We start from the raw sequence: 12,998 nt of genomic DNA, 5'->3' as shown, positions 1-12,998 counted from the left end.
AATAAAAATAAACGCCATTAAAGAGATTTTAATTGGTGTAAAATACAACAATCTTCAACGTGATGATTTTTACAAGAAACAGCTAAGGTAGCAAGTGATTGTTCTAGTAAGGCAAGCTCTCTTTGGCTTTGTTGAATACGTGCTAATTGATCCGCAATAATTTTATCTACGCTAGCACATGATGCCTTTGGATCTTGCTGTACATCTATTAATAGTTTTATATCGCTAATGGCAATATTTAATTCTCTGCATCGCCTAATAAATATGAGTGTTTCAACATTTTTCTGGTGGTATAGCCTATAACCGTTGTCTTTTCTTAGAGGAGGTTCCAATAAACCTACTTCTTCATAATAGCGAATGGTTTTTGCTGACACATTGACCTTACTTGCTATTTCACTTATTTTCATATTGACCTTCCAGTAGCTGTAACCTTTAAACTTGGCGTATCATATAATACCTTGTAAGAAATACCACCTATGTTTAACTCTGCTTCACCCGCAATACTTGTTTTTACTTTAAGTTTACTACCGTTGAGTTATGCCAGCGGAATTGAAATGGAAGGTGAGCACCACGAACAAGATGAGCATGAACACGAACATGCCGATAAAGTAGAAAAAATTATTGTACAAGCAACACGTTCTGGCCGAATTGCAGATGAGCAACCTATCCGCGTAGAGCTTATTAACCGAGAAGAAATTGAAGAAAAAGCCGCTATGCGCCCGGGCAATATTTCAATGTTAGTTGCTGAAACTGGTGGCGTACGCATGCAAACTACTTCACCCGCCTTAGGCAGTGCCAATATTCGGTTGCAGGGGCTGTATGGTCGTTATACACAATTATTGGCAGATGGTTTACCGCTTTATGGTAATCAAGCTTCTTCTATCGGTTTAATGCAAATACCACCTACCGATTTAGGTCGTGTTGAAATTATTAAAGGCTCAGCCTCATCGCTATATGGTGGCTCGGCACTGGGTGGCGTCATTAACCTTGTATCGAGAAAACCAGGCGAAGAGCTAAAAGGTGAAATGCTACTCAATGCAACCACGCGTAACGGACAAGATCTTACCTCGTATATTGAAACACCATTGACAAAGTCTCTTAAAGGTTCATTAACTGCTGGCGCACACTATCAAAAAGCGCAAGACATTGATAATGATGGCTGGATTGATTTGGCCGATTATGAAAGATATACCGCTCGACCTCGACTTTTTTGGGAAGGCGATGCCGGTGAAACCCTTTATGCAACAGTCGGAGTTATGACTGAGCAACGTGTAGGCGGAAATTCAGTTGGTGGAACCGTTGCTGATGGTAGCTTCTATCAGCAATTACAAGAGTCACAACGTATAGACAGTGGTTTAGTTTTTAATATGCCCGTTTTAGACTCCCTTACTTTGAATACTCGAGCATCGGCCATGGTGCAAGATCATACTCATGGCTACGGTGAAATTACTGAAGATGATCAACACGAAAGTTATCTACTTGAAAGCAGCCTTGCTGGATATAGTGATAAGAGTGACTGGGTTGTTGGTATAGCGTATCAATCTGAGGTTTACGCTTCTGATATTTTTCCTGAGTTTGATTATTCTTATGAAGTCCCAGGAATATTCGCCCAATTAGATTATGAACTGAGTGACCAACTTACTACATCTTATAGCGCTCGTGTTGATGAACACAGTGAGTATGGCACGCAATTTAGCCCAAGAATATCGCTGTTATATCGTCCTTCAGATTTAACTATAAGAGGTTCATTTGGGCGTGGTTATTTTGCTACAACACCTTTTGTTGAAGAAATTGAAGCTGTTGGTTTATCAAGGCTTGAAAAAATCAACAATTTACAAGAAGAGCAAGCTGAAACAGCCTCTCTTGATTTTACTTATACTTTTGAAAATATTGAAACTAGTTTGACCTTATTTGGTTCAAACGTAGATAACGTGGCTAAATTAGAGGCTTTTTCATCGAATAACAATAATGTATTAGATGGTGTAAGGCTGTTAAATACCGAAGGCGAAAGCAAAATTCGCGGTTCAGAAGTTTTGCTACGTTACCACTGGGAAGATATCAAACTTACTGCGAGCTACTTATACTTAGATGCGACAGAGGTGTCTCCAAATGGACAAGGCAGAAGACAAATTGCATTAACACCGCAACATTCCGCTGGCCTTGTTGCAATGTGGGAACAACATGGGAACTTTAGAGCGGGTTTTGAAGCCTATTATACAGGGCCGCAACGTTTAAATGATAATCCTTATATTGATGAATCGAATCCATATTGGCACTTAGGTTTAATGGGAGAAATGACCTTTGGTCGCGTAAGTTGGTTTATTAATTTAGAAAACTTATTAGATGTAAAACAAACAGATGAGCATCCATTATTACTATCCTCTAGAGCGGCTACAGGGCAATGGACAACAGACATATGGTCTCGTAATGACGGATTTATTGCAAATGCTGGTGTTAGAATTAAATTTGGCGACTAATTATGATCATTAAATATTGAAGGCTGTATAGCCTATAAATTTATCGTTTAAACTTAAAGCTACTATACCCGTTATAGTAGCTTTTTCATTTTAGGATAAATGCCTTTCATCAATTTAAGTGCTGTCTTTACCTGTTAACAGTGCACGCTGATGGTGCGTTTTATTGGTGCATTCATGTTTGTTACCTAGCAGTTTAATATTATATTTTATTCGTTTTTCTCTAGAATTAAAGTGCTCACGCCTTTATTTATAAGGCCTATATATAGGGTTTTATTATTGTGTAAATTTTTTATTTCGCTATTTTTATAGTGGCATATATAGTGCTATCTCATAGTCGGTATCAATTTTAATACGGCTATAGGTTCAATATGTATCGCAATCAAAACACTTCTGTTTTTGAAAAACCCTCTTTAGTAATTATCGGTAATGGAATGGCGACGGGTAGGTTATTAGACGAAATATTGGAGCGAACGCCGGGTCAATATCAAATTACGGTTATAGGAAAAGAACCTTACGGAAGTTATAACCGCATTATGTTGTCGTCTGTATTGGCCGGTGAAACAACGATTGATGGTATTATTCAAAAAACACCTCAATGGTATAAAGATAATCAAATAGAGTTTATCAGTGGCACAAATGTTTCTCATATAGACAGTGAAAATAAAAAACTGATCTTACAAAACAGCCAAAACCATGAAAGTTTAGAAGATCAAAAAATCATATCATACGACGAACTTGTACTTGCTGTGGGTTCTCGTTCTGCAAAAATTCCGGCTAAAAATCAAAACGTAAAAGGCTTGTTTAACTTTAGAGATATTAAAGACACTGAGCAAATTCAGTCTTTTGCCAATCAAGCTTCCGCACTGAAAGGCGAAGATAAAAAAGCGTTGGTTATTGGCGGTGGTCTTTTAGGTTTAGAAGCGGCTTACGGTTTAGCGATAAGTGGTGTAAAAGTTACCTTAATTCATCGGAATAAATGGTTGCTAAATCGTCAGTTAGACCAAGTGTCGGGCACTATGCTGCAAAATATTATGGCGGCTAAAAATATTAATTTTATTTTAGGTCACGAAGTCGCCCAATTTACTAGCAACACTAATAAAGAAGGCGAAAACATTTTATCAGGTGCTGAATTAACGAATGGAGAAACAATTACTGCTGAGATGGCCGTTATTGCAACAGGGATCACACCAAATAAAGAGCTAGCAGTTAGTGCCAATATTATTACGGAGCGAGCCATTGTTGTTAACGACTTTATGCAAACAAGCAATAGGTATATTAGTGCGTTAGGTGAATGTTGTCAGCATAAAAACTCAACATTTGGGTTGGTTGATCCTATTTGGAGTCAATGTAAGTCGTTGGCTGAGCGATTGTGTCTTGGCCGATTATCTGCCTTTAAAAACGCACCCGTGCCAACAAAGTTAAAAGTATCGGGTGTGCAGTTGTTTTCTGCAGGTGTTGTTGAATCATCTGATACCACACAAACCTTTGTTATTACCGATCAAAAGTCATCCATATACCGAAAAATTATTATTAAAAACGACATTATTGTTGGTGTTGTTTTATTTGGTGATGTCAGTTCAGGAATGGTGTATTTCGAGATGATGCAAAATAAACAAAAAGTATTGCATGCAATGCCTGAGTTATTAATAGGTCATGAATTTATGGCCATTGAAGCTGAAAATAAAGATCAGCGTAGTGAAGCTGCGTAATAAAACAATCAGGTAATCTTTGGGTAAGAGCGTACATTTTAGAGAATTAAATGAATTCAAATATAATTTTTACAGATAGACAGGATGCTACGGTTGGTTTAGCTTCTTCAATTCATAAAACCACTTGTCCTTATTGTGGTGTAGGTTGTGGAGTATCAACCACAGTTATTGATAATAAAATTGTTTCGGTAACTGGCGATAAAAATCACCCATCAAATTTTGGACGTTTATGCGTAAAGGGCTCATCGTTGCATGAAACGGTTGCTGATACAGGGCGAATTTTGACCCCTAAAGTTTTTGGTAAACAAGCCTCGTGGGAAGAAGCTACATCAACGGTTGCAGAGCATTTTAAACAAACTATTACCGAACACGGCCCAGACTCTGTCGCTTTTTATGTTTCTGGTCAAATTTTGACTGAAGACTACTACGTTGTTAATAAGTTAATGAAAGGCTTTATTGGTTCAGCCAATGTCGATACAAACTCGCGGTTATGTATGGCTTCTGCCAGTGTTGCTCATAAAAGAGCATTTGGAGAAGATGCGGTACCCGGTTGTTATGAAGATTTAGAGCAAGCTGAGGTTATTTTTATTGTTGGTTCAAACCCTGCTTATGCTCATCCGATTGTGTATCAACGTATTGTAAAAGCTAAAGAAGATAACCCTCAACTTAAAGTGGTGGTTATTGATCCTAGAGCAACAGCAACCAGTAAAAATGCAGATCTACATATAAAGTTAAAACCCGGATCAGATGCTTTTTATTTTAATGGTTTACTTGCCTATTTAGCTGAAAATAATGCGATAGATACCGATTATATTGAACAACACTGTTTAGGTTATAGCGAAGCACTTGATACCGTTAAATCACAAATGCCTACGTTAGAAAATGTAGCAAAAGCCTGTGATATTAAACTCAAAACGCTACTTGAAAGCTACCAACTCTTTGCACAACATAAAAAGGTTGTGAGTATGTTTTCAATGGGGATTAACCAATCATCTTCTGGAGTGGATAAAGGTAATGCGATTATTAATTGCCACTTAGCCTCTGGAAAAATAGGTTATGTGGGGGCAGGACCTTTTTCTATTACAGGCCAGCCAAATGCTATGGGCGGACGTGAAGTGGGCGGGCTTGCCAATCAGTTAGCTGGGCATATGCACTTTGAAAACCCCAATGAAATTGACTTAGTTCAACGCTTTTGGAATGCACCTAAAATGGCACAAAAACAAGGCTTAAAAGCCGTTGATATGTTTGATGCTGTTAACAGTGGAAAAATTAAAGCTATTTGGATCATCGCAACCAACCCTGTAGTCAGTATGCCTAATGCTAATTTAGTAAAAAAAGCATTACAAAAATGTCCTATGGTGGTGGTGAGCGAAAGTTACGAAAGCGCTGAAACGGTTAACTACGCTGATGTAGTGTTACCTGCAACAACTTGGGGTGAAAAAGAAGGTATGGTAACGAGCTCAGAACGTACCATTTCTTTGCAAAAGTCTTTGGTAAGTGCACCAGGGATGGCTAAAAATGATTGGGAAATTGTAACTTTAGTTGCCCAAAAAATGGGTTTTAGCGATGCCTTTACCTATAAACATGCACACGATATTTTTAAAGAGCATGCGGCATTATCAGGTTTTGAAAATATATCTGCCGATGAAAATATACATAGAAGCGATACTGAGCATAGCGTACATCGTGCTTTTGATATTTCAGGCTTAGCCAATTTATCATTAGATGAATACTTAAACTTTACGCCAACACCTTGGCCCATTAATGCAGAAAACCCAAAAGGAACTAAACGTTTATTTACCCAAGGTGGGTTTGCCACTAAAACAGGTAAAGCTAATTTTGTTCCTGTTGTGGCTAAATATCCGCAAGTAGTGCCTAGTACCAAACAAGTGGTCATGAACACGGGCCGTATACGAGATCAATGGCACACCATGACACGCACCGGGCGAGTGCCTAAGTTGATGACGCATTTAAGTGAACCTTTTATACAAATAAATGCTAAAGATGCAAAGCGACTAAATGTAGCAGATAAGGCACTCCTTCAACTAGATAACTTAGGGTCAACTTATATAGGCCGCGCGCAAATAACGGATGAGCAAAGAGTCGGTGAAATATTTGTTCCTATTCACTGGAATGATAGTTTTTCTAAATCAGCTAAAGTTTCGGCGTTAATAAGTTCTATTACCGATGCGTTATCTGGGCAGCCTGAATTTAAACAGTGTCCGGTTAATATCAGTGCTTTTAATGCTAAATGGGCTGGGTATTTGGTGAGTACAATGCCTGTAAAATTAACAACAGATTATTGGACTATGGCAACGATCGAGCAAGGGGTTAAATACGTAATAGCAGACAAACAAGGTTTACCTTATTGTGCAGATAATAGCGAAACGTTTTTACAAACACATTTTCCTGAAATTTCTGATTGGCTGGTGTTAAAAGATGATAAAAGTCATATTTTAAGAATAGCGGGATTTGTTGATAACGTACTCACATGCTTTTTTGCTGGCGGAACTGATCTATCGGTAAAATACAGTACACAGTTTATCGAGAAACAAATAGGGCAAAAGCATAATCCTAAAACACGATTTAAACTATTGTCAGCCTTAGATTCAGATGGCTCGTTAGATGTAGGTGAAATTATATGTTCGTGTTTTCAAGTAGGCGAAAAAACCATTAAACATGCTGTTGCGTCTGGAGATTGCTCGTCTGTTGAAGCTTTAGGTAAGCAATTAAAATGTGGAACAAATTGTGGTTCGTGTATTCCCGAATTAAAGGCCTTTATTAATTCTTGAGTGTTGTGTTCTAAAAGGAGTGCTTTCCATAAAATTTAATGGAATTGATATTACTCCTTTTTTTCTTTCAGCTTAGTTCGGTAATTGTTGGCAACAATTTTAATAATATCTCGCCAAGTAATAATACCAATAGGTTCATTTTTATCGTTTACTATGGGTAAACAAGAAATGTGATTGTCATCAAACAGTAAGGCCGCTTCGTTTAGTGAAATAGATGCTTTTGCCGTTACAAGGTTTCTACTCATAATTAAATGGACTTTTTTGTGTAATAAAAAAGTATCTTTAGCGGTTTCTATACGAGTGCCTACAGACGGGCTTAAATGTTTAAATATGTCTCTGTCAGTAATAATTCCCATTAATTCTTTATTATGGAGAATGAGAATGTGATGAATGCTTTTGGCATCGATGATCTTTTTGGCTTTTTCTAAATCGTCATCCATATCTAAGGTGACTAAACTACGCGACATGACAGTTTCTACACTCATAAGCTTGTCCTTATTTAATTAAGCTGTAACAAACAGGTCTTAATATATTATTTATTTTAGTATACTAGGCAAATAAATACTAAATCATTATAGGTAAAAGATCGTTATGACAGATCAACCAAATATTATCAAAACATTTATGACTGATGTAAAAGCCTCTCAAACCTTATGGGCTTTACAAGAACCAGAGTCAGAAAATTATGTAGTACTAGACTCGGTTAACTTTGAAAACACAGAAGTTATGCCTTTGTGGTCAAGTGCTGAACTTGCGCAAAACCATTGTCTTGAAGAATGGAAAGACTATCAGCCTACCGCTATTTCAATTGCTGAATGGATGGAGTTTTGGATCGAAGACCTAAACGAAGACAATATTATTATTGGACTTAATTGGCCAGAAGAGGGCGATTGTGTAGAAGTTGAATTGGCTGAATTTACACAATTATTATCTGAAATTGAAGTCTATAAATAAGTTAGACCTGTTAGCCATATATCCCCATGTCACCTCAGAATGCATGATGCAACTGGCATTATAAATAAATTAGTCTTAAAACTTATTAGGTTATAGGGCTAATAATGAGTAAATTTAAATCTTGTGAATATATCTGTCACAAAACTGTAATATTAATGACATATAATTTAATCTGAATTTAATATTTATAGTATATAAAGGCAGATTTAGTGGCTCTAGCATTTAAATCAACTGGCACACGTCAGCTTAAAAACTCTTTAGCAAAATGGTTAATTACACTCGGCGGTATCAGTGTTTTATTTACCCTTGTGCTAATTTTTATGTATTTACTCTACGTAATTAAACCTGTTTTTGATTCAGCAACCGTAGAACAGACCTCCCAGCTTTCTCTTACGTCATCAACTAAAACACTGAGTGTTGGTGTTGATGAGTTAAAAGAAGTGGCTTATCAAATTAATGAATTAGGCGACATTCGATTTTATCGTTTAACAGATAAAAACGGACATAAAATAGGAAGTCAGTTATTTTCTCAACAATTAGTTTCTAATGGTGGTGAAATTAAACATGTTGTGGATTCAGGTATTAATTACAAACTTATTGTTGATTCAAATAACAACAATATTGTTATCGCTCCTAAGTTTCAATCTGTTTACACCGCTGACAGCCGTGAAATCATTGCAAGAATTGACTACCCGCTAGGAGAAGAACCTTTAGAGCTTGATGAAAATAATGCAAGTTTCTCTAAAATAGCTTTTGCAATGGACTCTGAAAAAGCTGTATTTGTTGCCAAAACAAACGATGGTCGATTAATTAAAACCACATTATTATCTGAAGACAGTTTTGATTACGATCCTGCTTTTGACACGATTTTTCAAGAGATTGAATTCTACTCAAAAAAAGTAGATGAAATTCTTATTACGCCAGATTTGTCGTTAGCCTTTGTTCAAAGCGGTAATACTATATCGGTATTTGAATTAGACGATGAAGATAATGTTACTTTAAAAACTGAAATAAAACCTAAAACAACCATTACTTCTATGGCGTTACTTTCGGGTAGCAGTTCAATTTTAATTGGTGACAATAAAGGTCAAATTAGCCAATGGTTTGAAGTGGCTGGTGAAGGTGGTAGAGATTTTCAAAAAATTCGTTCATTCAATAATAGTACGGGCGAGGTTGTAGCAAAAATTTATACTGAGCAATTTCGTAAAAGTTTTTATGGCGTAACTGCTACTGGTGTTGTTGACGTGTTCTATACCACCAGTGAAGCACAATTATGGAATGGAAAACTTGTCAGTAGCCAACCTGATGCTTTTGCTGTATCGCCAAGATCTGACGCGATTATTGTTGTAAATAATAACGATCTAAAAATATTTTCAGTACACAACGAACATCCAGAAGTTACATGGTCTGCACTATGGAATGAAGTATGGTACGAAGGGTACGCTGAACCTGATTACATTTGGCAGTCAACGTCGGGCACTGATGACTTTGAAGCTAAATTTTCTTTAGTTCCTATTTCTTTTGGAACCATAAAAGCCGCATTTTACGCTATGTTGTTTGCTGTGCCTATTGCGTTAACCGCTGCTATTTATACGGCATATTTTATGACTCCTGCTTTACGTAAAAAAGTAAAGCCTACTATTGAGTTGATGGAAGCATTGCCTACTGTAATTTTAGGTTTTTTAGCTGGGTTATGGTTAGCTCCACTTATTGAAAGCTATTTACCTGCAATATTTTTAATGGTGATATTCCTACCACTATCGACTCTTATTGCAGCATTTGCTTGGTATAAATTACCGAAAGAACTAAAAATTAAAATTCCTGAAACTTTAGCTCCAGTTATTTTAATTCCCGTTATATTAGTCTCTGTTTACTTTGCTTTTGCGTTATCGCCTGTACTTGAGCTACATATGTTTGGTGGCGATGTTCGTCAATACATTACCAATGAACTAGGTATTAACTTTGACCAACGTAATGCCTTGGTTGTTGGTATAGCAATGGGGTTCGCTGTAATTCCTACTATATTCACCATGGCTGAAGATGCAATTTTCAGTGTACCTCGTCATTTAACAAGCGGCTCGTTAGCGTTAGGCGCTACACAGTGGCAAACATTAATTAAAGTTGTGCTATTAACGGCTAGCCCCGGTATTTTCTCAGCGTTAATGATGGGGTTAGGACGAGCGGTGGGTGAAACCATGATTGTACTTATGGCAACAGGGAATACCCCAATACTTGATTGGAGTATTTTCCAAGGCATGAGAACTCTAGCGGCTAACATCGCGGTAGAAATGCCAGAATCAGAAGTGGGTAGCTCGCACTACAGAATTTTATTCTTAGCTGCATTTGTTTTATTCGTGTTTACTTTTGTAGTTAACACACTTGCAGAATTTATTCGTCAGCGTTTACGCGACAAATATAGCTCGTTATAAAGGCAAGTTATTAGGTAAATATGATGAAAAATAGTAATAAAGAGCAACAAAATATGAATAAATGGTTTCGTTCAGGATCGCCTTGGATATGGTTATCCGCTGGTGGTGTAAGTATTAGCTTAATATCTGTATTGGGTTTGTTATGGCTTATCGCTTCTAAAGGTTTATCTTACTTTTGGCCAGCCGATATTTATGAATTTAAGTCAATTAATGATAAAGGCATTCACGGTACCGTTATTGGTGAAATATATGACCGTGAATTTATTCCGGCTTCTCAATTAGCACATACAGCAGTTAAATTGCCTCCTGGCCAAGAAACAGTTGAGCGTTTACTTGTTAAAACCGGTAACCGTGAGCTAGTCAGCTTAGATTTTAGATGGTTATTAGTACCTGAAATTCAAACAACAACCAAGCCCGAAGAGGTTGTTGTAATTGAACGTAGAACTAACGGTAACTTTTATGGTTATATCGAATCGGTTATTTTAGAAGGCAAAGAAGTTGATATAACTCGATTACCTGAACTACTTGAGCGTGTTGACAATTTTCAAGAAGAAATTGATTCACTACAAAAAACGCATATTGGTGCTATTAATTATAAAATTGAACGTACTCGTTTAAAAGAGCGAAAATATAAGCTTGATAATGAATTAACAGAGGATTTAGCTAAAGAGTTAAATGGTGAGGTTGCTGCGTTAGAAGCTGAATATAAAGTACTTGAAGCCGAGTTAATGGGCTTGCGTGAAGAGATAGCACGTGACCAATTAGTCGTAAGAGCTATGGATGGTCAAACAGTTACCATTAACTTTGAGCACATTCTTAAAATCACTTATAACAATAAGCTTAACTTTTTTGATAAATTTTTAACCTTTTTAGAACAAATTAGCGCCTTTTTAGTTGATGACCCAAGAGAAGCAAATACCGAAGGTGGCGTATTTCCAGCTATTTTTGGTACGGTACTTATGGTGCTGTTGATGACCGTTATTGTTTCACCATTTGGCGTTATTGCAGCTATTTATTTACATGAATATGCGGGTAAAAATGCATTAACTAAATTGTTACGTATTGCTGTAATTAACTTAGCGGGTGTACCTTCTATTGTTTATGGTGTGTTTGGCTTAGGTTTCTTTGTTTATATGGTAGGTGGAAGTTTAGACCAATTGTTCTACCCAGAAACACTACCAAGTCCAACATTTGGTACGCCAGGTGTTATGTGGTCTGCTATTACGCTAGCAATATTAACACTACCTGTAGTTATAGTCTCAACAGAAGAAGGCTTAGCACGAATTCCATCAGCAATGAGACACGGTAGTTTAGCCTTAGGTGCAACAAAAGCTGAAACCTTATGGCGAATTATATTACCTATTGCTAGCCCCGCAATTATGACCGGTATTATATTAGCGATTGCGCGTGCCGCAGGTGAGGTTGCCCCTTTAATGTTAGTAGGGGTCGTTAAAATGGCGCCTAACTTACCATTAGATGGAAACTTTCCATTTTTACATCTAGATAGAAAGTTTATGCACTTAGGCTTCCACATATACGATGTAGGTTTCCAAAGTCCTAACGTAGAAGCAGCAAGACCACTTGTTTATGCAACTGCTTTATTACTTGTCACCATTATTGTTGCTTTGAATATGACCGCTGTTTCTGTTCGTAATAGATTACGAGAGAAATACAGAATGTTAGAGCATTAAGCTTTTAACTTCAGTATCGGTAAACACTATTTAAACAATTATTTATATGAACAATGGAGGGAAACCTCCAAAAATGAGAGAAAAATATGATCTCTGTAACACCAAAAGCTGTAATTGATAGCCCAAATAAAATTGACTTAGCAAACTTGTCACCAGAGCAAGTGGCCTTAGAGATTAAAAATCTCAACCTTTATTATGGTGAAAAACAAGCACTACAAAATATATCTATGGCTATTCCTAAAGGCCAAGTAACTGCCTTCATTGGCCCTAGTGGTTGCGGTAAATCTACGTTATTGCGTTGTATTAACCGTATGAACGACTTAGTTGATATTTGTAAAATAACGGGTGAAATTAACCTACACGGCGAAAATATATATGGTCGTCATGTTGATGTAGCAGAGCTGCGCAGAGCTGTTGGTATGGTATTTCAACGACCTAATCCATTTCCAAAAAGCATCTATGAAAATGTTGTGTATGGCTTACGTATCAAAGGCGAAAATAATCGCAGAGTTTTAGACGAAGCCGTTGAGCAAGCTCTAAAAAGCGCAGCACTTTGGAATGAAGTTAAAGATAGACTACATGACAGTGCATTAGGTTTATCTGGTGGTCAGCAACAACGTTTAGTTATTGCACGTGCAATTGCTATTCAACCCGAAGTGTTATTACTTGATGAACCCACGTCTGCGCTTGATCCTATTTCAACGCTTACTATTGAAGAGTTAATTAATGATTTAAAGCAACAGTTTACCGTTGTTATTGTAACGCACAACATGCAACAAGCTGCTCGTGTATCAGATCAAACAGCCTTTATGTATATGGGCGACTTAATTGAATACAGTGATACCAACACGTTATTTACGACACCTTCTAAAAAGAAAACAGAAGACTATATAACAGGTCGTTACGGTTAAAGTAGTCTATCTTTAATTCTAAGGTAACTTCTAAT

At 37.0% G+C, this 12,998-nt stretch carries 9 protein-coding genes; 7 read left to right on the top strand and 2 right to left on the bottom strand.

Going from position 1 to position 12,998, the window contains the following annotated elements:
• Positions 1-17 precede the first annotated feature (17 nt).
• A complete protein-coding gene (locus tag B0X80_RS01365) occupies positions 18-407 on the bottom strand; it encodes a MerR family transcriptional regulator (protein WP_077338043.1) in 390 nt (129 codons plus the stop codon).
• A gap of 69 nt (positions 408-476) precedes the next feature.
• Between B0X80_RS01365 and B0X80_RS01360 the strand changes: the two genes are divergently transcribed.
• The 3 genes from B0X80_RS01360 to B0X80_RS01350 all read left to right on the top strand — a co-directional run bounded on the left by B0X80_RS01360 (position 477) and on the right by B0X80_RS01350 (position 6,978).
• Complete coding sequence (locus B0X80_RS01360) at positions 477-2,477, top strand: TonB-dependent receptor plug domain-containing protein (protein ID WP_077338042.1); 2,001 nt, start codon at positions 477-479, stop codon at positions 2,475-2,477.
• 368 nt (positions 2,478-2,845) lie between these two features.
• Positions 2,846-4,186 carry an NAD(P)/FAD-dependent oxidoreductase gene (locus B0X80_RS01355; RefSeq protein WP_077338041.1) on the top strand — a complete coding sequence of 447 codons (1,341 nt, stop codon included), beginning with the start codon at positions 2,846-2,848 and terminating at the stop codon, positions 4,184-4,186.
• 50 nt (positions 4,187-4,236) lie between these two features.
• Positions 4,237-6,978: a nitrate reductase gene (locus B0X80_RS01350; RefSeq protein WP_077338040.1), complete on the top strand. Its 2,742-nt coding sequence runs from the start codon at positions 4,237-4,239 to the stop codon at positions 6,976-6,978.
• 50 nt (positions 6,979-7,028) lie between these two features.
• On the opposite strand, the gene B0X80_RS01345 is transcribed toward B0X80_RS01350, so the two are convergent.
• Positions 7,029-7,463 (bottom strand): CBS domain-containing protein, encoded by a 435-nt coding sequence (locus B0X80_RS01345; RefSeq protein WP_077338039.1) that lies wholly within the window; start codon positions 7,461-7,463, stop codon positions 7,029-7,031.
• A gap of 106 nt (positions 7,464-7,569) precedes the next feature.
• Here B0X80_RS01345 and B0X80_RS01340 point away from each other — a divergent pair, with 106 nt between their 5' ends.
• The 4 genes from B0X80_RS01340 to pstB all read left to right on the top strand — a co-directional run bounded on the left by B0X80_RS01340 (position 7,570) and on the right by pstB (position 12,963).
• Positions 7,570-7,932 (top strand): DUF2750 domain-containing protein, encoded by a 363-nt coding sequence (locus tag B0X80_RS01340; RefSeq protein ID WP_077338038.1) that lies wholly within the window; start codon positions 7,570-7,572, stop codon positions 7,930-7,932.
• A 209-nt stretch (positions 7,933-8,141) separates the two neighbouring features.
• Entirely contained in the window at positions 8,142-10,361 is a 2,220-nt protein-coding gene (locus B0X80_RS01335; protein ID WP_425439682.1) for an ABC transporter permease subunit, read from the top strand.
• Between the two features lie 53 nt (positions 10,362-10,414).
• Entirely contained in the window at positions 10,415-12,052 is a 1,638-nt protein-coding gene (pstA, locus tag B0X80_RS01330) for a phosphate ABC transporter permease PstA (protein ID WP_077338354.1), read from the top strand.
• 86 nt (positions 12,053-12,138) lie between these two features.
• The gene (gene pstB / locus B0X80_RS01325) at positions 12,139-12,963 is read left to right on the top strand and encodes a phosphate ABC transporter ATP-binding protein PstB (protein WP_077338036.1); all 825 of its coding nucleotides are present in this window, start codon (positions 12,139-12,141) and stop codon (positions 12,961-12,963) included.
• The last annotated feature ends 35 nt before the right edge of the window (positions 12,964-12,998 follow it).

This window comes from Pseudocolwellia agarivorans (assembly GCF_002000085.1).
Lineage (GTDB): Bacteria > Pseudomonadota > Gammaproteobacteria > Enterobacterales > Alteromonadaceae > Pseudocolwellia > Pseudocolwellia agarivorans.
This window is presented reverse-complemented; position numbering and strand designations above follow the sequence as displayed.

Bases quoted from the DNA above. Each gene is read 5' to 3' on its own strand.
- B0X80_RS01365 (WP_077338043.1), bottom strand. From the start codon at position 407: ATGAAAATAAGTGAAATAGCAAGTAAGGTCAATGTGTCAGCAAAAACC.
- B0X80_RS01360 (WP_077338042.1), top strand. From the start codon at position 477: ATGTTTAACTCTGCTTCACCCGCAATACTTGTTTTTACTTTAAGTTTA.
- B0X80_RS01355 (WP_077338041.1), top strand. From the start codon at position 2,846: ATGTATCGCAATCAAAACACTTCTGTTTTTGAAAAACCCTCTTTAGTA.
- B0X80_RS01350 (WP_077338040.1), top strand. From the start codon at position 4,237: ATGAATTCAAATATAATTTTTACAGATAGACAGGATGCTACGGTTGGT.
- B0X80_RS01345 (WP_077338039.1), bottom strand. From the start codon at position 7,463: ATGAGTGTAGAAACTGTCATGTCGCGTAGTTTAGTCACCTTAGATATG.
- B0X80_RS01340 (WP_077338038.1), top strand. From the start codon at position 7,570: ATGACAGATCAACCAAATATTATCAAAACATTTATGACTGATGTAAAA.
- pstA (WP_077338354.1), top strand. From the start codon at position 10,415: ATGAATAAATGGTTTCGTTCAGGATCGCCTTGGATATGGTTATCCGCT.
- pstB (WP_077338036.1), top strand. From the start codon at position 12,139: ATGATCTCTGTAACACCAAAAGCTGTAATTGATAGCCCAAATAAAATT.